21 protein-coding genes are annotated in these 25,536 nt (G+C 55.5%); all 21 read left to right on the forward strand.

The window, feature by feature from the left end; translation table 11 throughout:
• A partial coding sequence (locus ACJO3M_RS14715; RefSeq protein ID WP_407002139.1) for a type VI secretion system Vgr family protein occupies nucleotides 1-1,914 on the forward strand: 1,914 nt, incomplete at its 5' end.
• A 39-nt stretch (nucleotides 1,915-1,953) separates the two neighbouring features.
• On the forward strand, nucleotides 1,954-2,439 hold the full coding sequence (locus ACJO3M_RS14720) for a hypothetical protein (RefSeq protein ID WP_407002140.1): 486 nt from the start codon (nucleotides 1,954-1,956) through the stop codon (nucleotides 2,437-2,439).
• Between the two features lie 125 nt (nucleotides 2,440-2,564).
• Entirely contained in the window at nucleotides 2,565-3,350 is a 786-nt protein-coding gene (locus ACJO3M_RS14725) for a DUF4123 domain-containing protein (RefSeq protein WP_407002142.1), read from the forward strand.
• A 367-nt stretch (nucleotides 3,351-3,717) separates the two neighbouring features.
• Entirely contained in the window at nucleotides 3,718-6,447 is a 2,730-nt protein-coding gene (locus ACJO3M_RS14730) for a hypothetical protein (protein ID WP_407002143.1), read from the forward strand.
• A gap of 3 nt (nucleotides 6,448-6,450) precedes the next feature.
• Nucleotides 6,451-7,470 carry a tetratricopeptide repeat protein gene (locus ACJO3M_RS14735; protein ID WP_407002144.1) on the forward strand — a complete coding sequence of 340 codons (1,020 nt, stop codon included), beginning with the start codon at nucleotides 6,451-6,453 and terminating at the stop codon, nucleotides 7,468-7,470.
• A 2-nt stretch (nucleotides 7,471-7,472) separates the two neighbouring features.
• Entirely contained in the window at nucleotides 7,473-8,468 is a 996-nt protein-coding gene (locus ACJO3M_RS14740) for a tetratricopeptide repeat protein (RefSeq protein WP_407002145.1), read from the forward strand.
• 237 nt (nucleotides 8,469-8,705) lie between these two features.
• Nucleotides 8,706-9,614, forward strand: coding sequence for a hypothetical protein (locus ACJO3M_RS14745; protein WP_407002146.1), 909 nt, complete (start codon nucleotides 8,706-8,708; stop codon nucleotides 9,612-9,614).
• A gap of 62 nt (nucleotides 9,615-9,676) precedes the next feature.
• Nucleotides 9,677-13,279, forward strand: coding sequence for an ankyrin repeat domain-containing protein (locus ACJO3M_RS14750; protein ID WP_407002147.1), 3,603 nt, complete (start codon nucleotides 9,677-9,679; stop codon nucleotides 13,277-13,279).
• A gap of 193 nt (nucleotides 13,280-13,472) precedes the next feature.
• Complete coding sequence (locus ACJO3M_RS14755) at nucleotides 13,473-14,615, forward strand: zinc-binding dehydrogenase (protein WP_407002149.1); 1,143 nt, start codon at nucleotides 13,473-13,475, stop codon at nucleotides 14,613-14,615.
• A complete protein-coding gene (locus tag ACJO3M_RS14760; protein WP_407002150.1) occupies nucleotides 14,615-15,658 on the forward strand; it encodes a proline racemase family protein in 1,044 nt (347 codons plus the stop codon). Before ACJO3M_RS14755 ends, ACJO3M_RS14760 begins: the two co-directional genes overlap by 1 nt.
• 119 nt (nucleotides 15,659-15,777) lie before the next feature.
• A complete protein-coding gene (locus tag ACJO3M_RS14765) occupies nucleotides 15,778-17,427 on the forward strand; it encodes an AMP-binding protein (protein ID WP_407002151.1) in 1,650 nt (549 codons plus the stop codon).
• Nucleotides 17,424-17,840, forward strand: coding sequence for a PaaI family thioesterase (locus ACJO3M_RS14770; RefSeq protein ID WP_407002152.1), 417 nt, complete (start codon nucleotides 17,424-17,426; stop codon nucleotides 17,838-17,840). The genes ACJO3M_RS14765 and ACJO3M_RS14770 overlap by 4 nt, the downstream gene beginning before the upstream one ends.
• 4 nt (nucleotides 17,841-17,844) lie before the next feature.
• The gene (locus tag ACJO3M_RS14775) at nucleotides 17,845-18,648 is read left to right on the forward strand and encodes an alpha/beta fold hydrolase (protein WP_407002153.1); all 804 of its coding nucleotides are present in this window, start codon (nucleotides 17,845-17,847) and stop codon (nucleotides 18,646-18,648) included.
• 81 nt (nucleotides 18,649-18,729) lie between these two features.
• Nucleotides 18,730-19,503, forward strand: a complete 774-nt coding sequence (locus ACJO3M_RS14780) for an ABC transporter ATP-binding protein (protein WP_407002154.1) — start codon at nucleotides 18,730-18,732, stop codon at nucleotides 19,501-19,503.
• Complete coding sequence (locus ACJO3M_RS14785; protein ID WP_407002155.1) at nucleotides 19,500-20,222, forward strand: ABC transporter ATP-binding protein; 723 nt, start codon at nucleotides 19,500-19,502, stop codon at nucleotides 20,220-20,222. The genes ACJO3M_RS14780 and ACJO3M_RS14785 overlap by 4 nt, the downstream gene beginning before the upstream one ends.
• An 83-nt stretch (nucleotides 20,223-20,305) precedes the next feature.
• Nucleotides 20,306-21,520, forward strand: coding sequence for an ABC transporter substrate-binding protein (locus tag ACJO3M_RS14790; protein WP_407002156.1), 1,215 nt, complete (start codon nucleotides 20,306-20,308; stop codon nucleotides 21,518-21,520).
• Between the two features lie 104 nt (nucleotides 21,521-21,624).
• Entirely contained in the window at nucleotides 21,625-22,512 is an 888-nt protein-coding gene (locus ACJO3M_RS14795; protein WP_406988635.1) for a branched-chain amino acid ABC transporter permease, read from the forward strand.
• A 2-nt stretch (nucleotides 22,513-22,514) separates the two neighbouring features.
• Complete coding sequence (locus ACJO3M_RS14800; protein ID WP_407002157.1) at nucleotides 22,515-23,510, forward strand: branched-chain amino acid ABC transporter permease; 996 nt, start codon at nucleotides 22,515-22,517, stop codon at nucleotides 23,508-23,510.
• A 257-nt stretch (nucleotides 23,511-23,767) separates the two neighbouring features.
• On the forward strand, nucleotides 23,768-24,601 hold the full coding sequence (locus tag ACJO3M_RS14805) for an AraC family transcriptional regulator (protein WP_407002158.1): 834 nt from the start codon (nucleotides 23,768-23,770) through the stop codon (nucleotides 24,599-24,601).
• A gap of 142 nt (nucleotides 24,602-24,743) precedes the next feature.
• Nucleotides 24,744-24,947, forward strand: a complete 204-nt coding sequence (locus ACJO3M_RS14810; protein ID WP_407002159.1) for a Flp family type IVb pilin — start codon at nucleotides 24,744-24,746, stop codon at nucleotides 24,945-24,947.
• A gap of 68 nt (nucleotides 24,948-25,015) precedes the next feature.
• Complete coding sequence (locus ACJO3M_RS14815; protein WP_407002160.1) at nucleotides 25,016-25,528, forward strand: A24 family peptidase; 513 nt, start codon at nucleotides 25,016-25,018, stop codon at nucleotides 25,526-25,528.
• Nucleotides 25,529-25,536: the final 8 nt, after the last annotated feature.

Here is a 25,536-nt window from a genome sequence, read left to right on the forward strand (position 1 = left end):
TTCACCGGTGTGGTCAACGAATTCGCCCGCGGTGATTCTGGCCACCGCCGCACCCGCTACGAACTCATCATCCAGCCCCCGCTGTGGCGCCTGGGCCTGATGCACAACAGCCGCATCTTCCAGACCCAGACCACCGACGCCATCGTACGCACCCTGCTGGAAGAGCGGGGCATCGTCGATACCGTGTTCGATCTCAAGCGTAACCCGGAAGAACGGGAATACTGCGTCCAGCACCGGGAAAGCGACCTGGATTTTGTAGAGCGACTGGCCGCCGAGGAAGGCTGGCATTACCGCTACCACCACGGCTCGGTCGACGGCGAAGAACAGCCGGCCCTGATCATCGCCGATCACCACGGCGACGCCCCCAGGCTCGAGTCCGTGACTTACAACGGCAAAGCCGGCGGCAGCACCCAAACCCCCTGCGTGTTCCGTTTCGCCCATCAGGAGCGGGTCCGCGCCAGTGCCGTGGCCATGAAGGATTACACCTTCAGGAACCCGGCCTATGCCCTGATGCACGACAGTGCCGCGGGTGATGTCCAGCACCGCGAGGATTACCAGCACTACGACTACCCCGGCCGCTTCAAACAGGACGCCAGCGGCCAGCCCTTCACCGAAGCCCGGCTGGACGCCCTGAGAAACGACGCCAGCACCGCCAGTGGCAAGAGCAACCGCGCCGATTTCACCGCCGGCGCCAAAGTGGCCCTGACCGACCACGACAGCGAGACCCTGAACCGGGAATGGCTGCTGACCGCCATCACCCACACCGGCAAACAGCCCCAGGCGCTGGAAGAAGAAGGTGGTTCCGAACCCACCAGCTACAGCAACCAGTTCAACGCCATCCCCGCCGACCGCACCTGGCGCTCACAAATCAAACACCGCCCCAGAATGGACGGCCCACAGATCGCCATCGTCACCGGTCCGGAAGGCGAAGAGATCCACTGCGACGAACACGGCAGGGTGAAAGTGCGCTTCCCGTGGGATCGCTACTCAAAGAATGACGAACACAGCAGCGCCTGGCTGCGGGTCAGCCAGGGCTGGGCCGGCGGCCAGTACGGCTTCATGGCCCTGCCGAGAATTGGCCACGAAGTCATCGTTTCCTTCCTGGACGGCGATCCGGACCAGCCGATTATTACTGGCAGAACCTATCACGCGACCAACACACCGCCTTACGCGCTGCCGGAACACAAGACACGCACCACATTGAAAACCCAGACCCACAAGGGCGAGGGCAGCAACGAACTGAGATTTGAGGACGAGGCCGACAAAGAGCAGATCTACGTCCACGCCCAGAAAGACCTGGACCTGCTGACGGAAAACAACCGCACCGAAGTTATCAACAACGACAGCCACCAAACGGTCGAGAACAACCGCTTTTCCCATGTTAAGGGTAACGACCACGCCACAGTGGATGGCGAACACCGGGAACAGATCGGCGGCGATTACAGCCTCACTGCCAACGGCAGCCACCACAGCAAACAGGGCAAGAACCAGCTCATCGAAGCCGGCAGCGAGATCCACCACAAAGCCGGTATGAAAATTGTGATCGAAGCGGGTGCTGAAGTGACGCTGAAGGCTGGTGGTAGTTTTGTGAAAGTGGACCCTAGTGGCGTGACCGTTTCAGGGCCGATGGTGAAGATGAATTCCGGGGGTGGGCCGGGGAGTGGTACCGGGGCTTCGGCACAGGTACCCGACCAACCGGCCATGCTTGCTGACCAAGTACAGCCAGACAATGCCCCGATACAATTGGCTACCACGGGTACACGGGGAGCCGCTACTACCGATAATATTTCATTTTCGGGCGTTTCAGCCCTGACATCTGATGTGCTCACTCGGGTTGCCAAAGCTGGAAGTACCGTTGTGTCTGGATGCGAGTTTGATAGCAGTGGACAATGTGTTATTCACGAGCACAGTTGAAACCCCTAGGGGCATCGCCTGTATACGGACAGTGGTAGCTTGCAGGCCGAGAAATTATTGATGGTCAGATATTTTTTGGTTCTCATGCTGAGTTTAAACTCTGCAGGTTGTTTTGCGGTTGACGACAATAAAACTAGGTCGTCTTGTGCGGAAATTTCTTTGAATGACCTATATTCAAGTTACAAAATCTTTGACGTGGTTAAGTATGGTGGAGGGTTGACTACAGAGTCTTTAGCCAAAGACCGTATAGGCAAAAAGGTTATTGTTGAGCGTGAAACTTTTAAAGTCAGGGATTTTGTTATTTCGAATCCATCTTATGAGTTGGCTTGTTACCTGTTGCCAAATGAAGGAGAAGTGGCCGTCAATCGCTGGAGCAACTTTTACGGGGTTGGGTCGAATAGAACTTCTATTAAAGTCTTGCATGTTTACGATGTTACCGATGAGCCCTCGATTAATCTTGAGCTAGTGAATGGTCAGCTTTGGGAAATGTATGACGGCTGGATTTATAAAATGAAACCCCAGTGAGCCGCTAACAATTGGCCACTAACACCCCGAATACTGAAATAGCGACGGACCGCGAATACTCCATGACTATAATTGAGTCGATATTCCAACGAACTGAAAAACCAGAGAATACGGACTTCGCCATATTGGACCTGGCCCAGAAAGATGAAGGCCAACTGCTGGGATGGCTATACAGTCATTTCGACTCGAGTGATATGCCCTGGATCCCCCTTTACCAAGGGACTGAACTGGCAAGCAACTGGTCTACAGGTCCCATACTGATTGAGCTTAGAGACTCACAGGTTTTTCGTGAGACGCTGATCGAGCGCTATCAGTCGGACTACCTGGGCATGTTGATCTCTGCGCCAGATGTCAGCCTGGCGGCAATGGGGAGCCACCTTCGCTCACTCGTTATCACCTCGCTGGATGGAAAGCCATCCGTATTCCGCTTCTACGATCCGCGCTCACTCGGCCCCCTTCTTAAGGTACTGGAGCCTAACCAGCGTTATCAACTAATGGGCGCTTCCCAATGGTGCTGGTGTCACGATGGCCAATGGTGGGTGACCACGGAGTCACAATTCGCCGACTGGCCGGAGCCAGAACAGCCGCTTGTGCTCGGTAGGGCACAGCTGGAGGCAATGGATGAGGCACGTCTTGCCCAGTTTGCCGCTTCGCTGACGGACTATTATCGGCCCCATATTCCCGGACCGGACCCGGAACAATTTGTTCTGGCGGAAATTAAATCCGCGAACGAATCAGGGGTGACTCTGCTCGCCGACCAGGAGCGCTGGGTAAGGCTGGCGATCCAGGCAGGCGTTCCGCTAACGGAATCCACGAACTGGCAACAACTGGCAAGTGATCAGGGATTATCACCCAGCCAGATCTTGACTCATTTGGAAAACGAACAAAGGACTGTAGCTCATGTCGACTGATGCCCCGGCGCAACTTCCTCCTTCCAAGGTCTCTGAAGCAGACCAGACCTCAAGCCAATCCGAGGCGAAAGACTGCCAGCAATGCAAAAACGCCACGGTGGTCTACGTAACCGGGCATCGCAGTTTCTGGGTGCTCCCGCAGAACGTTCTCGACAAGATGGAAACTAGTGCCGCCCGCCTCAAGGCTGCTGCTTCAAAGGAGACCCTGGAACAAAGGATGTCCGAACTTGAGAAGGCGGGGCTGACGGATCTGTTCCTGCCCGCTTCCGCGAAAAGCTTTTTGCCCCCTGCGGAGCAATCCGAGTGGGACGAATTGCTCAGCCAGAACCGGGATGCCGACCGGCAGATACAAAGGCTGGATCAGGAGTTGGACAAGGAGGAAAAGGCTTATCACCAACGGGTGAAGGCGCTTACTGAAACCAAGGAATACTATAGCAATCGTCTTCAACTAACGGCGCAATGGCATCAAACCCGGCAGGGACTGGATGATCGTAAGAAGGCTATCCGAGCGAAGAAGGAGAATCGAACCGACCGATTGATGGACCTTCAGGATCAAGGATTCGAGGCCGCCCGGGAAGCTGGTTTCCATGTGGTGGAGCAAGAACTGTTTTCACCGGAGCAGCGGAGCATTAAAAAAATGCTGTCGGCTTACCTGGAAGCTCGAAAGGATTTTGAAGAGGACGAATTGTCCAACGAAACGGTGGCCGCCATCTTCGTTAACACTTGCCGTCTGAACCGGGAGCTGATGGCGTATGAGTGGCGAAAGGAGACACCGGACATCGAGAAGGTCGAACAGTACCTGAGGGAGCTGAACAAGCTGGAAGGCAATATGCGGGGCTATGCCGATGCGGTGCTGGATCTTGCAAATATCGGTATTGCGGCGCCTGAATATGCGCTGGCGAATGGTCAGCGCCAAGTGAAGGACGGGATTTTGGATATGACCGACCTTCGGTTGCTTGAATGGGAAATCGAACAGCTTACTGAGGATATGAAAGAACATGGTTCGGCCTGGCTTAGTGTAATTGGTCTGAATGGCCCCGCGCCGGCCCCGGAAATTCTGCAATACCAGCACAAAATTGAGACCCGCCAGGAGAAGCAGAAAGCACTGCGGTGCCGTGCCGAGGAGCAGGCCAATGACATGTCACCCCCGAAACTGTTCATCTGGAACCCTGCCGAATACAACACGCCCCCTTATAGGGCGCTGGTGCGTCCCGGGGTTCCCCTTCGGGAATTCTCCCGGCCAGGAGGTAACTCTGAACTACAACATTTTTCCCTCTTGGACTTGCCTGGTGGCCAGGAAAGACTGAGTACGTCGGAGACCCCCGAATCATCCTTCGATATCGCCCTGTCTCTCAAAACTGCCCAAAAGCCGGGTCAGGATGAAGCTCTGGAGAAACTGTTAACGGATCAAGGTGCGAAAAAATACCCACTCCAGGAATACTGGTTCGACCGCCAGGGACTATTCCAGCCTGACCGGTTCTTCCACGACATCAAAGATGAAGGCGTCCTGGAGCAGTATAATTCCGAAGAGCTTGATGCTTGGGGCGCCCATCTCCGGGCATTTATGTTTGAATCCGAAGCGAAGCGTCATCTCATGAGTTTTGATGACAGCTACACCGGGCAGTTTGTCAGGCTGCTATCCAGTGGTATTACTGGCGAACTGGGGCAGGAACTGCAGAACAACTTAAAAGTGGAAGTGCTGACGGGCGTTAGCGGCCCGGCCAGTGAACCCGAGATTAGCATGAAGAACGGCGCACCAAAGGCAGGGTTTACTCTGGGCGAGGCCAGAATTGGCGCCAACCTGACGTACAGGCAGGGGCATGTGGATCTGCTCTCTCTGAAACTGCCGAAACCGGAGGAAGCCGAATCAATCCGCATACCCTACCGGAATCTCGGGGGCAGCGGGGAGCTGGATCTGGGGCGGTTCTACTGCGAAGTTGACGCCAAGTGCTGGGGATTCGTTGGGGCCCGCTTGCTGATGAGTCGCACTGTAGGCGTTGAGGCGGTCAAGGGAGAGGGCATAAAGCTCACGGGTGTAGACCGGGATAAACGAGAGGTTAGCGGAGCCGAATTCGAAGCCTTTGTTGGGGCTCAGGCGGGGAAGATGACGCGTACCGAAATGAAATGGTCCATTCCTCAGCGGCTCAGAAAGTCCGAGAAATGGCGCCGATTGGGTGAAGAGGTCCCCGAGTGGATCACCCTGGGTGTGCTCCGTGATGAGTTGGTCGGTGCCGCTGGCCTTGGTGCCACGGGAGAAATCAAGATTGGGATGAGCAACAAGCGGCTGGTCTTCCACGCCAAAGGCCGCCTGGTGGCGGGCCTTGGGGGTGGCATGGCCTTCGGTTTTGAGCTGGATTTTGATGTCATCCCCATGTTGATGCGCGTCTTGCAGCAGGAACTGCATGATAACGGATACCGTCGCGTTTACTGGATTGACGACGGTGCGTTTGAGTATCTGAGCATGCTGATGAACCTGCGGCTTTCCGCGGCTCTGAACATATCGTTCCTTGCGGCGCAGTCCTATGACTTTGTTGAAAAGGTCTACAGAAACTTCCACAGCAGCGAAAATGCCGGGACCGTGGCTGCGAGTATCAGTGAAGCAATTGAAATTGCAGAAGGTAATCGTGAGGCCTCTGATGACCGGCCAAGGGTATCGTTGGAAGAATACAAATCCTGGTTCCTGGGGCTGCAGCCCGAAGCGATCGGCCCCATGTTGCACAACCTTGTGGCTGAACCGGTTGAGTTTGAGGGCAATGATCTGTGGGAGCAAAAGGATGCGAATGAAATGTTAAAGCGTCAGCAAATCTCCATCCTGCAGTGTCTTGAGTGGATGGGAGAATCTGAGCAGGTTCTCCCTGAGTCATACAGGGGAGCGACGCCAAATCGCATCCAACGACAGTTTGAAGAATCGGTGACTCGTATGAATACCCACGGAACCAAGCCAACGGAAGAGCCCCTGCTGGTTGCTAAGACGAATCTGGCTAGGTTGGATAAGTTTATGGCGAGGCAGCTTACCGAAGGTCTGGATCTAAAAAGGTTTGAGGATTACAAGAAGTTGAGAGGGAAATTCAGTCTACACCTACTGGGACAGGTTTAATTTATGTCAAAGAACACACTGGCCCGGATATGTGGGCTGTTTTTACTGCTCGTGTCTGCTTCTTCGACCTTGGCAGAAAGCGATCAGGAACGGTCGGAAGCGTTGTTTCGGGAAGGATACACTCTATATCAGCAACGTTACAGCGCTGTGGCAATAACCCCACTTGAGGAAGCTGCCAATCTGGGTCATCCAGAGGCGGCGTATTGGGTCGGGGAAATTCTCCGTAAACGGTATTCTTATATGACCGAAGAAGCAGAACAGTTTTACCGCATGGCAGCAGAAGGCGGTGAAGTCTATGCGATGTTGCGATTCGCCCAAAAAGGCAAAATGTGCGGCACTCTCAGAGACTGCGACTATGATCGCGAAGAATGGCTGGACCGGGCCGTGGAATTCGCACTCCCGAAGGCCGAAGCTGGTGACACCGAAGCGATGATGGCTGTAGCTCTTGCTGCTGGCATTGGTGGAGACCGGGATGAGGGGTTTGAGTGGGTAAAGCGGGCTGCTGAGAATGGCCATGCGTTTGCTCAGTATTGGCTAGCGACGGGTCTGTTGGACCAGCGGGAAATGGGCTTTTACTGGACCGAAGAAGGCCGTCGCGAAGACATTATCAAGTGGCTTCGGACTTCTGCCAAGCAGGGGTATCCTCCGGCCATGCGCAAACTGGCCGTCAAGCTCCGAGAGCAGGGGCAGTTTGAAGAAGGACGCTACTGGATTGAGAAAATGGCAGAAACTGACCATTACAATGCCCTTGTCGAGGCCGGTGTTCAGATCATGATGGGGCCGGATATTGGCGAGGTTATGTCGCCGACTATCTCATATCATTTCGAAAAGCCCCGCCCTGTCGAGGGCGCCGCTATTCTTCTTGCGGTGCACCGCGAGAAGGGCAAGGATGAGCCACTGGAATTAATTGAGTACTACCAGGATTATCTGACGCCTGAAATCATGGCCGAGGCGAAGGAACGGTCCAAGGAGTTGTTGATTGATACGCCGATTATTTACTACCTGCCGAAATTCGGTATGTAAGGATGTTTTCGGGAGGCTCTCTTACCCGGATCTGCGGGTTATTTTTACTGCTCTTTGCCGGACTCCCGGTCTTAGCCGAAACCGATCAGGAGCGGGCGGAAGCATTATTTCAGGAGGGCTATATCCTCTATCAGCAACTGTATAGCCCAAATGCGTTCACCAAATTCAAAGAAGCCGCTCAATTGAGCCATGCCGAGGCGGCCTATTACGCCGGGAATATTCTGCGTAGAAATTCCACGTATATCACAGATGACGCGGAACAGTTTTACCGACAAGCAGCTGAAGGCGGCGATGTTTACGCCATGCTGCGGTTTGCCCAAAAGGGCAGAATGTGTGGAGCCCTCAGGGACTGCGATTATGACCGGAAGGACTGGCTAGATCGAGCGAAAGAGCTTGCACTTCCGAAGGCAGAGGCTGGTGATACTCAGGCGATGATGGCTTTATCCTCAGCCTACGCCATTGGTGGGGACTCGGATAAGGACTTCGAATGGGTTGAGCGTGCGGCAGAAAATGGCCATGCCTTTGCCCGGTACTGGATGGCAGTCATGCTGGATGAGCAAGGCAGGGGCTTTTACTGGACCGAAAAGGGCCGAAGGGAAGACATTCTCAAATGGCTCCGGGCGTCAGCTGAGCAGGGGTTTCCCAAAGCTATCCTGAATTTGGCAGTGGAGTTGAAGGAGGACGGCCGGTTCGAGGAGTCCCATGAATGGATCGACCGCATGGGGCAGACAGATTACTTCGATGCCTTGTATGAGTACGGCCTAATCATGCTGGATGGCCCTGAAGGGATGTATCGGTACCCCGAGGCCAAGCCGGTCGAAGGTTTGGCAGTACTTTTAGCGATCTACAGAGAGCGCGGGAGTTCTGCAGTAGAGCGAAGCATTGAAAGGGCAAAGCCGAACTTGTCTCCCGAGGTTATTGCAGAAGCGGAAAAACGATCTGAAGAGCTACTGGTGGACACGCCGATTATTTACTACCTCCCTAAGTTTGGCTTGTAGAGATGGGCCTTGAGGGCTTCCCTGGCTTAGATTTGCGGGCTGTTTTTACTGATCTTTCTCGCTTCTCCCGGTCTCGGCTGAAAGAAATCAGGAAGGGACTGAGGTCTTGTTTCAGGAGGGGTATCCTCTGCCGGCAGCCCTAGAGTCCGCTTTGAGTGAATGACTTCGGATACGGTTTTGTGCTTCGTACGGATGAGTTCGTTACAGGTTCATATGGAAAGTGAATTCAGGAGTTTGATGGTGAACAAGCGTCATGAATATACAGCATTCTCAGATGTTGCTCCCCGCAAGGTAAATATTGGTCCGCCACTCAGTTGGGTCGTTGAAGCCATCGGGTTATTTCGGGCACATTGGAAAATAGTTCTTCCAGCATACCTGATTGTGGCACTACTGCCGCAGGCGGTGTTATTTGGCATTCTGGCGCTAAACTCGAGAATGGGACTGTTTGGCCATGTATCACTGGTGCTTTTTTGTATTGTGATGACGCTGGTCTTCTATGGCGGAATGATGGCTTTGTATCATGGGGCGGTGGAGAATCGCGCGCGTTTTAAGGATGTGTTCGCGGGATTCAGTGGTCATGGTGTTGTAAGCATGATTTTTCTCCCGGTTTTTATAGGGCTGGCCGCAGCGGCTATGTGGGTCGCCTGTGTTTCAATCGTTTCTGTGGTTGATGCAGGGCCTGTAATTTGGGACTCCCTTACGTTTCGTGGTTTTTCAAGTAGAGGCTGGGGACACTCTGGGTCGGAGTTAATGCCGGCTTTGATTGTGGTGTTGGGACTTGGCTTGTTGACGTTTGCTGTTTTAGGTGCACTTTTTTGTTTTGTTATCCCGCTTGTTGTTGTGTCGGAGATGGGCGTATCGCATGCCGTATTAACCAGTTTGAAGGCGTGCCTCCCGAACCTTTTCACTCTTTTCTTTTTTGTGGTCAATGGAATGGCGTTGGGTTACCTGTTTTTTTTGTCGATGGTCAGCCTTGGGGCCGCCAGTACCTCGCTGGTTGTCTTAAGTGTCGCGGCTTTGATCGCTGTTCTGGTTTTTGGAGCGGTGATGAGCGGGGCCCATTACTTGGCATTCCGGGATGTGCTCTTGGTGGACTCGCTACCGGATGCTGCCTCAGCAACAACGGATAATATGGTCTCTGGATGAAGTGCTTTTTCAGTCTCTGCGCCGTTTGGGCATTCCTGGCCTGGCATTCTCATGCTCTGGGCATGGCACCCTATGAAATGGCCCGCAACGGCCAGTTGGAGGATCTGAAGCTATGGGTGAGCTTACAGGGTGACAATGTGGATGTTGCCGACTCGCGCTGGGATAGTTTCGCTCGAACGGCCGCCGAGCGCGGGCACTTGGACATTCTTGAGTACCTGAACACTATTGGTATTGAGCTTGAGAAATACGACAAATTCGGCAACACCCCTCTGCACAGTGCTTCTTTCGCAAATGAAATCGGGATCATTCACTGGTTGCTGAAGCTCGGTTTCGCAGCTGACACTCAGAAGTCTGTCAATCATCGCACAGCGCTGATCAAAGCTGCCCGCCATGGTAGTGCGGAAGCTGTCACGACGCTTCTGGAGGCTGGCGCCGATCCACTGGTCAATTCCCGAGGGGGGACGGCTTTCGAGCTCGCTGAGAATCTCGATGTTCTGTATGTGCTGATGAACCACTGGGCAGAGCAGGGTGATGGCATGCCACCACCCGGTATCTCTGCGGCTTCCTGGTGGAGCTTTATGAAGCAGCCTGATCATGTGCCTGAGCGGCTATTGCGGCAGGATTTGGGGGAGTCGGGCTGTCATGCACTGCATTGGGCTGCAGTCACCGGCCACTTGCGAACCCTGCGCTGGGTTCTGGATCGGGCGCCACAGGCAGCTTTATCCAGTAAGTGTCTCGATAGTTTTACCCCCCTCGGGATGGCCATTCGGTTCAACAGGCCTGAGGTCGTTGCCGAGCTGCTGAATCGCTGGCAGGAGGTAGAAGTCAGCGACGTCCGGCTAGCGGTGAAGTATGGTTCCGCCACCCTGGCCCGAACGCTGTATGATGCTTTGCCTACCCAATCTGAAGCTCTGGAACTATATCCCCGTACCGGCTCGGCTGTGTTCGAAAATTACGTGCGTGAGGACCTGGAATACCTGATCGGCAACCGGGTGATCAGTCCCATTTGGGCTCTGGATACGATTGCAAGGCGCGGCGACGAGCTGCTGCACCTTGCTCCTTTGGTTGCGGGGCAGGGGGTGCCTTTGATGCGCTTCCTGCGGTACGGGCTTAGGCTGGAAAACGATCCCCTCGTGGAGTGGGTTCTCTCTTTGAATCCGCCGCTGCCGCAATGGAATGACGTCGATCATTCACCGTTCATTGTTGCTGCTGAGGCTGGTGCTACGGGCCTGGCAAAGCGTCTGTGGCAACCGGACGCCGTTTTTGGAGAAGATAATTACTACGAACGCCTGGAGTATTTTGCGGCAGCGGGCTGGACGGAGAAGGTGCTGTCTTACACCCACCGACGCTCTGACCTTCTTTCCTATGCACTCTGGGCGTCTGCGCGTCATGGGAATGTCAGTTCGATTTCAGACTTGGTTAAGGCGGGGGCCCGGGCAAGTGGTCGCCATTGCAGCAGGGTGTTCTCGGCGGCGATTGATGCAGGAACTCAGGAGACAGTTGAGTTGCTGGCAGAAACTCATTCAGACAACACAGGCTGCCTGACAAATGCGTTGGTAGATGTGGTGGACGAAGGCAAAGTGGCCTTGCTGTCGCCGCTGTTGGAAAACGGGGCTGATCCGAACGGAGAGGGGGACGGCTACTCCAATGCGGTTGTGAAAGCAGTTCGCGCAGAACGGTTGGTTATTCTTGTAGAGCTTCTGAAAGCCGGGGCCGATCCGAGTGTAGTGGATGACCCGGAAGGCACGATCCTTGAGCTTGCCCAGAGTACGTTGACGCACAGCGAGGGCAACCAGGGGGAGTTGCAAGAAAAAGATTCGATGTCGGACAAAAACGACCTCACACCATTGATGCAGGCAGTGAATAGTGGGGATCTTGAGGAAGTTAAGGTGCTGCTGGCAGAGGGCGCGGACATCACCGAAACCAATAAAGAAGGTGAGACTGCGGCTCATATTGCCATTCGTGCGGGGCAGGCTGATGCAGCATCGCTGCTACTTAGCTTCGACGTGTTGTTAAAAAAGGACGACCGTGGTCGAACCCCATTTCATTTGATTGGCGCATACGGTTCAAAAGAGTTAGCCACCCATGCCATGAAACTCAGCAAAGGGGTCTATGCCAAGGATGAGCATGGTAAATACCCGCTGGACTACGCGGCCCGGCTGAACGAACCGGTGGCGCTTCAGATGGTTAAAGCGACTGCTCAGCATACGGACAACCTCCCTAAACTGGCCGCGTCTTATGGCCACCAGAATCTAATGGACTATCTCAGTCAACGTTATCAGGCTCAGAATGGCAGGGATTATCAAGGCAAGCCCGAAGCCGGCTATTTCCTGGTGGCCGTCGCTCGCGACGATCGTGAATGGTGGGAGTCTCTTCTGGAGAACTCGCTGCAGCCGGAGGATGCTTTTCTCGGTGAACCGCTGTTGTACATGGCAGCACGCTACAACAACTTGTCTGCTTTCAAGCGTCTTGTAAAAGATGGAGCAGGTCTTTCTGATGATTTTTTCAGAATAGAGCCGAGCGCTCCCTATCGCTACGCACTTCGTGTTGACGAAGAGGGGCTTGCGGAAACTCTGCTTGATTCCCTGGGCTGGGGGGAGAAGGACGAGTTTCTGGTTAGTGCTCTGGAGTCTTTGGGCGGGGTTTTGTCGGAAGATGAACTGGTTACGTGGCTGGAGAACGATGGTGAGGATGTCTTGGATGAATCTCTGGCGCGCACACTGAATGGTATGGTCCGCCATGGCAGGCAGTTGGACCTGCTCGATGCTCTGGTTCGCGCTGGAGCGGATTTACATGAAGCTGATTATTCGGGCCAGTCGGCTGCTCAGTTAGCAAAAGAAACCCTGAAAAAAGACGACATTGGCTGGCAGCACCGGCTGTCGTTGGTGGCGTTGCTTACCAAAGCTGATGACGCGCCTTCTGCGCCGGTCTGGGAGTTTCTCCATTATGGTCTGGACGCACTGACCGGGTTGGAAACGCAGGTGCTGAACTCAAGAGATGACCTGAGCCGCCTGACCCTACTTGATGTCGCTGTATTCCGGGGAGATATAGAGGCAGTCCGCTACCTACTGCAAAACGGCGCTGATGTTGCAACATCGACGATGCACATCCTGGCCCTGACCGGGCAGGTCATGATTCTCGATGAGCTGGCACCACAAATCTACGATCTCAATGCTCGGGATTTTGTGGGGAATACGCCTCTGATGACTGCAGTTACGGCTGATCAGCGTGAAATGGTTGAAGCTCTGTTAGCCATGGGTGCACGAACCAATGTTTACAACGCTGAATATCGTTACCCTCTGAAACTTGCGGTTTTGAACCGGGCTGAGCCGGTCGTTAAAGTACTGCTGGACCATGGGGCGCATCCGGACGGGTTCAGCGAACAGATGGCTTCCAATGCCCTGACCAGCGCAGTTGTCAATAGTGATCTAGCCACCACAAAGACGTTGGTGGAAGCTGGTGCCAGCGAGAACCCTTTGCTGGGCCCGCCGCCCTACAGTGTTCTGGCTTATGCCTACAGAAACGGAGGCGCAGACATTCTCGACTATCTGGGGCAGGTGTTCCCGCGAACGGAAACCGAGCGTGAGAGTGATCTGGACCTGGCTTGGCGTTTTAATAGCGAGCCGGGGATCAAGCATCTGTTGGAGCAGGGTGTTTCTCTGTAGTGCCTGTCCCCGGCTGGCTCACGCCTCCTGCAATTCCCGGGCTATACAGTTGACCCTTGCCAACCAGGATGGTCAGTCTGTGACACGGCAAAACCCGTTGCGGATACCCGCAACACCCCCCTGACACCTCCGGGAATCTAACCTATCCTGACTGGATACCCTAAATTCAGCAGCCAGGGAGGATTGCCCGCCCATGATCCCGAACACCATGAAAGCCATGGTTCTTACCGGTCACGGTGATATCGACAAACTCGAATATCAGGACGTCACCACCCCGAAGCCCGGCGCGGGGCAGGTGCTGGTTCAGGTCACTGCAACGGCCAAAAACAACACCGACCGCAAGGCCCGCGAGGGCCTGTACCCCACCAAAAAAGGCGAAATGACCTCGTTCCAGATGGGCGGTGAGCCGACTCTGCTGTTCCCCAGGATTCAGGGCGCGGATATTGCCGGCAGGGTTGTTGCCGTGGGTGAAGGTGTCGACGAAAGCCGCATCGGTGAGCGGGGCCTGCTGGATTTCAACATCTACGCCGATGATCGTCCCGACATCAACCTGACGCCGGACTATTACGGCCACGGCGCCGATGGTGGCTATGCCGAATACGTTGCGTTGCCGGCGGACCAGTTTCACCCTATTCCCAACCCTGAACTGGCGGACGCGGAAGTGGCGGCCATGGGCATGTGTTCCTACCAGACCGCCATGCACATGCTGACCTCCGCCAATGTCAGGGCAGGGGAGCGGGTGCTGGTCACCGGGGCCAGTGGCGGTGTGGGCACCGCGCTGATCCAGTTGTGCCGGATCATGGGCGCGATTCCCTACGCACTGAGCCAGCAGGATAAGGCCGATTCACTGCTCACTCTGGGGGCGGAGGCGGTTCTGGATCGATCCGATATGGACACCTTCGTTGATCGGGCCAAAGCCACGACCGGCGGCAAGCCCTTCGATGCGGTCATGGATCTGGTGGGCGGTGAAATGACCGATGTGTTCATCGACACCATGATCTTCGATATGAACGCCCGCGATACCTACCCGCGCCTGAGCATCGCCGGTGCCAGTGGCGGCAATATCAGCGAGATCCTGTGGACCCGTATCTACCTGTATCAGGTGCAGATATTCGGCGTTTCCCACGGTACCCGGGAGGAAGCGGAGCAACTCATGGCCTGGATTCGCGGCGGGCAGCTCAAACCGGTTCTGCACGGTGCTTTCAGGCTCTCGGAACTGCATCAGGCCGAGCGCTACTTTGTGAACCGGGGTAGCAATTATCTCGGCAAGATCGTGATTGTTCCCGACTCACAGTGGGAAGAGCACGGCAAACCCTGGTCCCTGGAGAGCGCCTGATGAAGCCTGAGCTGACGATTCAACTGATGGATACCCATGCCGGCGGCGATGTCAGTCGTATTGTGACCGGCGGCATTGATGCGATACCCGGCGACACGGTCCGGGCGAAGATGGAATACCTGCGGGACGATGCCGACGGGCTCAGAAAACTGCTGTTGGAAGAACCGTACGGCATTCCGGAGATGTCGGTGGATCTGCTGGTCCCGCCATCAGACCCGAAAGCGGTTGCCGGTTATATCATCATGGAAGTGATGGGGTACCCGATTTACTCCGGGTCCAACACCATATGCACCGCCACGGCGGTGCTGGAAAGCGGCATTGTCGCCAAGAAAGAAGGCAGGCAGAGCTTTGTGCTGGAGTCCCCGGCCGGATTGGTCCAGATCGACGCCACCGTGGAAAACGGTGTGGTGGAAGCCATTACCTGCGAGGGGCTGCCCAGTTACATTGACACCTACCAGGCCACTATTGATGTGCCGGCGGTGGGCCGGGTGACCTACAGCGTGGCCTATAGTGGAGGCTTCTATGCGCTGGTGGATGCCACGGAACTGGGGTTCGACCTGACCCTGGACGAAGAGCGCAAGCTTGCCAACACCGCGCACGCCATTGTCGAAGCCATTCAGGCGGAGCGGGGGTTCTCCCATTACACCCTCGGTGACGTTGGTCCGCTGCCGTTCCTGCATTTCATGGGGCCGGTGGAACATGTGGCTGAAGGGTGCTACCGGTCACGGTCGGCCACCTACGTGCATCCGGGCGTGATCTGTCGCAGTACCACCGGTACCGGCACCTCTGCCCGGCTGGCGTTGATGAACTACGAAGGCCGTATCAAGCCCGGGGATCGGCTGGAAACGGTATCCCTCCGGGAGACCGGCTTTATCGGCGAGTTTACCGGAGTGAAACAGGAAGGCGAGCATCAGGTGGTGAAAAACAACATCACCGGCAAGAGCTATGTGATCGCCCGATCCGACATCGTGGTGAACTGTGACGACCCCATGGTGGAGTGCGACGGATTGCACCACATACTGACCAGCGGCCACGCCTCCTGATCGTTTCTAAGACGGCTCGGCAACCTGATTTTTTGGTCTAAAGTTTACCTTTACGTAAACAAGACCCTGTGCTAAACCTAGAGGTCAGCATTCAACGATAAAAACAACAGGAGTTGAGAATGAGCCTCCCGGAATACACAACGGTTTATAACAATTTTGATGCCGCAGCCCTGGAAGCGGAGATCCTGGATGGACGCCTGGAATCCGGGCTGAACGTATGCCACGAAATCTGCGACAAGTGGGCGGCGGACCCACAAAGAGTGGCGCTTTATTACGAAAAGGACGGTGGCGGCGACGGCGCCCTGACTTTTGCGGAGCTGAAAGAAAAATCCGCCCGCTTCGCGAATTATCTGAAGTCACGGGGTATCGGCAAGGGCGACCGGGTGGCTGGTTTGTTGCCACGCAGCCCCGAGTTGCTGGTGGTGATCGCTGGCGCCCTGCGCGCCGGGGCGGTATACCAGCCCCTGTTTACCGCGTTTGGCTCCGGCGCCATTGAGTATCGCCTGGAGCGCGCCGATACAAAACTGGTGGTGACCGATCCGACGAACTATCCCAAGCTGAAGGAAGTTAACCAGTGCCCGCCGGTGCTGTGCCTGGAAGCGGATCAGGCTGGGTCCGAAATACCCGATTTCGAGCAGACCCTGGAAGAGCAGTCCCCCGAGTTTGAACCCGTGATGATCAAGGGCTCGGATCCGTTCCTGCAGATGTTTACTTCCGGAACCGTGGGTAAGGCCAAGGGTGTGGCTGTGCCGGCCAAGGCGCTATTGGCGTTCTATGTGTACATGAGGTACGCCATCGACTTGCGGGATGACGACGTGTTCTGGAACGTGGCTGACCCGGGCTGGGCCTATGGCCTGTACTACGCCGTGGTCGGACCGCTGTTGATGGGCCACGCCACCCACTTCAACCCGGGCGCTTTCACCCCGGAATCCACCTACGACATGATCCGCAAATACAAAATCACCAACCTGGCGGCTGCGCCCACGGCCTACCGTTTGCTCAAGGCCAATGATCACGTGTTGCCTGCAGGCGAGAATCTTGGGCTCAGGGTAGCCAGCAGCGCTGGCGAGCCGCTGAACCCGGAAGTGGTTAACTGGATCAAGAACCGTCACTACTGTCCGGTCAAGGATCATTATGGCCAGACGGAAACCGGCATGACCTGCTGCAACTTCCATGGCCTTGAGCACCCGGTGCGCCAGGGTTCCATGGGATTCTCGTCCCCGGGGCATAAAGTGGTGGCCCTGAACGAGAAAAACGAAGAAGTCGGTGAGGGCGAAATCGGCCAGCTCGCTGTGGATGTTAAAGCATCGCCACTGTTCCATTTCGACGGCTACACCTGGGGCGAGAAAGACCCGTTTGTGAACGGCTATTACCTGACCGGTGACATGGTGGTCTGCCATGGCGATGGCGGCTTCTCTTTCAGTGGACGTGATGACGATATCATCACCACAGCCGGATACCGGGTTGGCCCTGCAGACGTTGAAAGCACCCTCCTGGAACATGCCGCGGTTGCGGAATCCGGCGTTGTTGGCAAGCCCGACGAAAAGCGGGGGTCTATCATCAAGGCCTATGTGGTGATCAAGAGTGGCCAGGAGCCGACGGAAGATCAGGCGCTGAAAGATGAACTTCAGGAATTGGTACGCCGCCGGCTTTCCACCCACGCCTATCCCCGTGAAATCGAGTTCGTGGACGAGCTTCCGAAGACACCCAGCGGCAAGATTCAGCGCTTTGTGCTGCGTAACCGTGCAAAGGACGAGTCCGACGCATGATCATCACGTTTGAAGAGCTGCAGGCCTTCCTTGATGAGCAGTTTCCCCAGGGGGCCGCTTACGGCTCCCTGCAGAAACTCGGGGACGGCTGGGCCGAGATGAAACTGGAAGTGGATGAAGGGCACCTGCGTCCGGGCGGAACGGTGTCTGGCCCGGCCATGATGGGGCTGGCGGATGTCACGCTTTATGCCGCACTGCTCAGCAAGATTGGCCTGGTCCCGCTGGCGGTGACGACGAATCTCAATATCAACTTCCTGCGCAAACCGGTCGCCCATGCCCCGATATGGGCCAGGGCAACGATGTTGAAAGTGGGGCGCACCATGGGAGTTGGCGAGGTGTTCGTATATTCCGAAGGTGTTGAGGAACCCGTAGCCCATTCCACCATGACCTATTCCATTCCACCCAATCGGTAACGCCATGCAGATTCGTGATATGTCGGTGCCTTTGGGTGAAGGTGTGGCGTTTCAGGTCCGGCGAATCCGCCATCAAGCGAGCGCTGGCCCAACCCTGGTTTTTCTGCATGAATCTCTGGGCAATATTGCCCTTTGGCGGAAATTTCCGGAGCGCCTGGCCAGGGCGTCAGGGCTGGATGCTCTCATATACGAACGCCGGGGCTACGGTCTGTCCACGGATGAAGTGCTCCCACGGCCGTACACCTATCAGGAGGATGAGGGCTCTGTCTTATTGCCGCGCCTGCTGGACGTGCTTGAACTACGGGAAGTCATCCTGATCGGCCACAGTGACGGCGGTTCGATAGCCCTGATTGCCGCCGGTGCGCTCGGTGACCGGGTAAAAGGGTTAATCACCATGGCGGCCCATACCTGGGCCGATCACCTGACTGTCTCGGGCATCCAGGAAATGCAGACTCGCTATCGGGAAGAAGGGCTGCGCGAGAAATTGCTGCGCCATCATGGCGAGCGCACCGATGATATTTTTAATGCCTGGCACACCATCTGGCTGGATAAGGGGTTCCAGGAATACATGGATTTCAGCCGTTGGCTGGACGCCATCCAGTGCCCGTCTATGATCATTCAGGGAGAGGATGATGAGTATGGCGTTCCCGAACAGGTGACAGCGATTGTCGAGGGAATTGGTGATTCGGCCACACCGGTTTTTCTACCGGAAACCGGACACTCGCCGCACCTGGAACACCCTGAGGAGATGGTGCAACTGGTGTGTGAATTCCTGGCCGGGCTGAGTGCCGAAAAATCCACAGATTAATATTGACGTTTACGTATACGTTAACCTAATCTGTAATTATTAGTTTTCATGTACAACAATAACAAAAGGTGGGGTGTCACCATGAGTGACCAGTTCGTACTTGAGACCCGCGGCCTTGTAAAAGAATTCAAAGGCTTCGTTGCAGTCGACGACGTGAACCTCAAGGTTCAGCGCGGCCATATCCATGCCCTGATCGGGCCAAACGGCGCGGGTAAGACGACCGTCTTCAACCTGTTGACCAAGTTTCTCCCCCCGACACGAGGCACGATCCTGTTCAACGGCAAGGACATCACCGCGATGAAGTCCGCCGCCATCGCTCGCAGGGGCGTGGTCCGTTCCTTTCAGATTTCAGCGGTCTTTCCCCATATGACCGCACTGGAAAACATTCGTGTGGCGTTACAGAGTTTTGAGGGCAACACGTTCCAGTTCTGGAAGTCGGGAGGCAGCCTGAACAAACTGAATGAGCGCTGCATGGAACTGCTCGACTCCGTAGGACTCACCGAATTCGCCAACACCACCACGGTTGAACTCGCGTATGGCCGGAAACGTGCCCTGGAGCTGGCCACCACGCTGGCCATGGAGCCGGAGTTGCTGTTGCTTGATGAGCCAACCCAGGGCATGGGTGGCGAAGACGTGGAGCGGGTCGTGGAACTGGTGCGCAAGGCCGCTGAAGGGCGGACCGTGCTGATGGTTGAGCATAATCTCGGGGTGGTCAGCAAGCTGTGTGACCGGATTACCGTTCTGGCCCAGGGGGCCGTGCTGACGGAAGGGGAGTATCAGGAAGTCTCCGAGGATCCCCGTGTGCGGGAAGTTTACATGGGGACCGCGAAGAGCACTCAGGAGGCAGTCGAATGAGTCTGGGGTCGGACAAAGAATACGAACAACTCAGAGTTTCCGGGCTTCACGCCTTCTACGGTGAATCCCACATTCTCCACGGCATCGATTTGGTGGTGCACCGTGGCGAACTGGTTACCCTGTTGGGGCGCAACGGGGCAGGGCGCAGCACAACGCTGAAAGCCATCATGAACATGGTCGGCCGCCGCACCGGCTCGATCATGATCAACGGCAACGAAACCATGACCTGTCAGCCCCACCATATTGCCAGGTTGGGTGTTGGGTATTGCCCCGAACACCGGGGCATTTTTTCCGCACTCAACGTTCAGGAAAACCTGACCCTGCCCCCTGTGGTACGCAGCGGCGGCATGAGTCTGGAAGAAATCTACAGCATGTTCCCGAACCTGTACGAGCGTCGTTTCAGCCAGGGCACCAAGCTCTCCGGCGGTGAGCAGCAGATGCTGGCCATGGCACGCATCCTCAGGACCGGCGCCAATATGCTGCTGCTGGATGAGATCACCGAGGGCCTGGCCCCGGTGATTGTCGAGAAACTGGGAGAAGTGCTGATTAAACTCAAGAACAAGGGACTGACGATTGTCCTGGTGGAACAGAATTTTCATTTCGCCGCACCCCTGGCGGACCGTCACTACGTGATGGAGCACGGCCAGATTGTGGAGGAAATCAGTGCCGACGAGCTTGAGGCCAAGCAGTCGGTACTGGATAGCTATCTGGGCGTTTAAGGCCCGGAGAACAAGAGAGCAAATCAACAACGAAAACCTGATACAACCAACGGAACGACAACAACAGTAGCGGAGACACAACAATGACAATTATGAAAAAGCTCCTCACAACAGCGATTGCTTCAGCCATGATGGTCGGGAGCGCCCAGGCTGACATTTCTGACGACACCGTGAAAATCGGTTACCTGGCGGACATGTCGGGCACCTACCGTGATCTGGCCGGTCCCAATGGTCTTAAAGCCCTTGAGATGGCCATCGCTGATTTTGGCGGTAAAGTAAACGGCGCGAAGATCGAGGTGGTCAGTGCCGATGACCGGAACAGCCCGGATTCTGCCTCCAGCACGGTACGCCGCTGGCTGGAGAATGAGAATGTGGATCTGGTTGCAGGTATGGTTGCTTCCTCCGTCACTATCGCAGTGACCAAACTTCTGGAAGAGAACGACAGCCTGGGCATTGTGTCCGGCTCTGCGGCCTCCAGCATTACCAACGAGCACTGCACCCCGAACCATATTCATTACGTTTACGACACCTACCCACTGGCGAACGGTACCGCAAAGGCCGTTGTGCAGGAGGGGGGTAAAGAGTGGTTTATCCTGACGGCGGATTACGCCTTTGGTCACGCCCTGGAAGGGGACGTTACCAAAGTAGTCGAGGAAAACGGTGGCAAGGTGGTCAAGACTGCCCGTCATCCATTCCCGACATCGGATTTTTCCTCCTACATCCTGCAGGCACAGTCCTCCGGTGCAGATGTGGTTGCCCTGGCGAACGCCGGCTCCGATACCACGAACGCCATCACCACGGCCGGTGAATTTGGCCTGACCCAATCCGGTCAGACCCTGGCCGCTCTCTTGCTGTTCCTCACCGACGTACACGCGTTGGGTGTTGAGTCCGCTCAGGGAATTCAGTTGACCACTGGCTGGTACTGGGACATGAATGAAGAAGCCCGCAAGTGGGCCGACCGCTTCATGGAAGAAACCGGCGTACGTCCGACCATGGTGCATGCGGGCATCTACTCCAGCACCATACAATACCTGAATGCAGTGAAGGCAACCGGCTCGGATGATGCCCAGACCGTACGTAAGCAGATGATGGATACTCCCATCAACGATATGTTCGCCACCAATGGCCGGATTCGCGAAGACGGCCGCATGGTCCATGACATGTACCTGGCGGAAGTGAAAACTCCGGAAGAGTCTGAGAACGAGTGGGATCTCTACAAGATTGTCCGCACTATCCCGGGAGACGAGGCATACCGCCCGCTGTCTGAGAGCCAGTGTTCACTCGTATCCAAGAACTGAGGTATTGACCAACGGTTCGCCCCGCAACCCCGGCGGGGCGAACTCTGGAACCTGCAGATTCGCAGACCGGCTACCTGGTTTGCACTGCTTTTGGAGTTTGCAACATGTCCATGATTCTGGGAGTTCCCGTTGCTGTGCTGTTCGGCCAGCTATTGCTCGGGATAATCAACGGTGCGTTCTATGCCCTGTTGAGCCTTGGGCTGGCGGTTATTTTCGGCCTGCTCAAAATCATTAACTTTGCCCATGGCGCCATGTATATGCTCGGCGCGATGGTCACGGTCATTATGTTTGATGCCATGGGCATCAACTACTGGGTCGCCCTGTTCCTGGCCCCTGTGGTGGTTGGTTGCTTTGGTATGCTGATCGAGTATTTTCTGTTACGTCGGATTGCCGGCCAGGACCATATCTACAGCCTGCTGCTCACGTTCGGCGTGGCCCTGATGATCCAGGGTATCCTGACCAATATTTACGGAGTATCCGGCATGCGTTACTCCATGCCGGACATCTTCCAGGGCGGGTTCAAACTGGATTTCATGTTCCTGCCGTACTACCGGGCCTGGGTCATTTTCATGGCACTGCTGGTCTGTTTTGGCACCTGGTTCATGATTGAGAAAACCAAGTTGGGATCCTATCTGAGAGCTGGCACCGAAGACGCCCAACTGATGCAGGGGTTCGGCATTAACGTGCCTTTGCTGGTCAGCCTGACCTACGGTTTTGGCGTCATGATCGCCGCCTTCGCCGGTGTCCTGGCAGCGCCGATCTATTCCGTGAATCCGGGCATGGGGTCGAATATTCTAATCGTGGTGTTTGCGGTGGTCGTCATCGGCGGCATGGGATCCATAGCGGGCGCCATTATTACCGGCTTGCTGATGGGGGTCATTGAAGGCTTTACCAAGGTTTTCTACCCCGAGTTCTCCTCGGCGGTCATTTTCCTGGTGATGGTTGTTGTGTTGTTGATTCGCCCGTCGGGCCTGTTCGGTAAGGAGGCGTAATCATGGACAACCCTGTCAACCAGAGCGATATCCAGAAGAGCATGCTGCAAAAGCAGAAAGCGGATCAGCGTCGCAAGCACATACTCAATCTGGTGTTGCTGGCGCTCCTGCTGATTGCACCGGCGGTGTTCTACCCGGTCTTCCTGATGAAGATTCTGTGTTTTGCCCTGTTCGCGGTGGCTTTCAACCTGCTGCTGGGTTTCACTGGCTTGCTGTCCTTCGGGCACGCGGCGTTCCTGGCGACCGGGAGCTATACCACCGGCTACCTGCTGTCTAACTACTCCGGATTGACAACGGAAATGGGCATTATCGTGGGCACCGTTGCTGCTACCGTGCTGGGTGTGTTTTTCGCCCTGGTGGCCATACGCAGGCAAGGTATCTATTTTGCGATGATCACCCTGGCACTGGCCCAGTTGGTGTACTTCATGTTCGTCCAGGCGCCGTTTACTGGTGGTGAGGACGGCATGCACGGTGTGCCCAGGGGCTACCTGTTCGGGTTTATTGACCTGGAAAATAACCTGGCGATGTACTATTTCGTGCTGGCCGTTTTCCTGGGGGGCTACCTGCTGGTGCAGAGAGTTGTAGGATCGCCTTTTGGTCAGGTTCTCAAAGCCATCAAGCAGAACGAACCCCGGGCTGTGTCCCTGGGTTATAACGTCAACCAGTACAAGGTACTGGCGTTTGTCATGTCTGCCGGGCTGGCCGGGTTGGCGGGGTCTGTGAAAACCGTTGTCTTCCAGCTAGCTTCGCTGAATGATGCGCACTGGCATATGTCGGGCGAGGTTATCCTGATGACCCTGCTGGGCGGAACAGGCACGCTTCTGGGCCCTGTATTTGGCGCTACCTTCGTGGTTAACCTGGAATACCAGTTATCCCAGGGCCCGTTGGGGGATTGGGTAGACCCCATCCTGGGCGGCATCTTTGTGCTGACCGTGATTGCCTTCCAGTCGGGCATTGTGGGTGAAATCCAGAAGTTCGTAAAAAAGAACCTCGGTTGAGGCGTACAGCCATCCAAGCCTTTGGTGGGATCGAATAAGGGCCGCACATACGTGCGGCCCTTATTCGTTTAAATATCAAAGATTGTTAAATCTGGTATCGATATTATTGACATGTCTAAGTGCATTACCTATCTATGAGAGGCACGTCACAAAAAATATTAAAAAAAGTACATGTTGTTCCCCACCAGATCCGGAGAGAACTGGCGACTCGACAAGGAAGGCAACCCGAAAACAAGTAGGAAGAAGGGGTTGTAGGGATGGAAAAAGCTACCGTTGTGCTGGTGGATGCCACGCAGTATGGGGCAGACCCGGCGGTTGTCAGGGTGATTGAGCGGCGTTTCCCGCTGGTCTGTGTAACGAAGCAGGACGATCTCGAAGCGGTCTATGCATCCGAGGGACGATACATTACCTGTTTTGAGTTCGACTTTCCGGACATACCCAGTCTCTCGATGTTGAGCGAGGCAAAACGGGATTTTGCCTCGATACCGATGGTGATGTTTACCGAACAGCACTCTGAGGCCCTGGCCGTTTGGGCCCTGCGAACCCGGGTCTGGGATTACTTTGTAAAGCCGGTTAACGAAGGCACCGTGGTTGAATCCCTCAACCGGCTGGACCGGCTTCTGGCGGAATCCTCAAACCGCGACCGCCGCAACACAATCCATCAGAAGCAGCCCCTGCCTGACGACGCCCGCTTCCAGAAGCACCGCGGCGAGGACAAAACGGTTGAATCCGCAGCCTCCTACATTGAACAACACCTGGCCGACAAACTGATGCAGGCGGATATAGCCGAACGGTGCGGCACCAACAGCTATCAACTGAGCAGGGCGTTCAAGCGGGTGTACGGCATTACCTTCCAGGATTACATCATGCGGCGCCGCATTGAAAAGGCGACCACGCTGTTACACAACAACAGTGCCACCATCATGGACGTTTGCTGGTCCGTCGGTTTCCATGATGCCTCCCATTTCACCAAGATGTTCTACCGACACACCGGCATGACGCCGACCCAGTATCGCCATAAATGGCTTACCGCCCGTGGTGAGGCTGCCCTCCCTTTCCAGCTCTCAGTCAGTGACCCGGTCAAGCTCTGACCGGGTTTGCAAGATCCTCCTATTTTTTCACCAGAATACTCCTAACGGTTAATCCTGGCCCTTTCTATGATCGTTGGTACAGCGCACGGAATGGTGGCTGTACAACAAAGGAAGCTCGTCTAACGACTGCAGGAGTAACAAAATGAAAAACTTCAAGGAAAAAGTAGTTCAGTTTATTCGTGATGAGGAAGGCCTGGAGCTGTCGGAGTATGCGGTGGCAGGTTCGTTGATTGTCGTGTTGACCGTGACAGCGTTTTCGGAGCTTGGCCAAGCGGTAGCGCTCAAGATCGGTGAAATCACCGGAATCATTGAAAACGGTGCACCAACTGGGGGAACTACTCAGTAAATGCACTTGGGTGCTGAGAAAGCGGGATCATTTTGGTCCCGCTTGATTTCTGGAAGAGGGGGGGAGTCATGGATGGAGGAGCCGGCATTACCGCAATCCTGATCAGTGGCCTTGTGGCTGCAGTGGTATTTGATTGCTCTGAAAGTCGCATCCCTAACTGGCTGATCGTTTGTCTTGCTGTTGTGGGGATTGTTTTACACACCTGGATGGGACATTTGGGCGGTCTTTTGCAGGCACTGGCAGGATTGTTGGTCGGGCTTTTATGTTTCCTCCCGTTTTATGTGTTTGGTGCGATGGGGGCCGGGGACGTCAAGCTTCTGGCCGCTGTAGGAGTACTCATCGGGCCCGCCCAGGTGGCGTTTGCCGCCATCCTGACGGTGATTGCTGGTGGGGTGATCGCACTCATCTACATCACTGTCAGAGGTGGGCTTCTCCAAATGATTCGACGTTATAGATCAATGCTTATGTCGCTGGCAACAATGCAGCCACGCTACATTCCTCCGGCGCCTGGCGAGGCTGCCGGACTCCGTTTTCCCTACGCGCTGGCAATTGCCTGCGGAACGGCCCTGGCGGTTATTTAACGACCGGA

The organism is Marinobacter alkalisoli (assembly GCF_045449795.1).
Lineage (GTDB): Bacteria > Pseudomonadota > Gammaproteobacteria > Pseudomonadales > Oleiphilaceae > Marinobacter.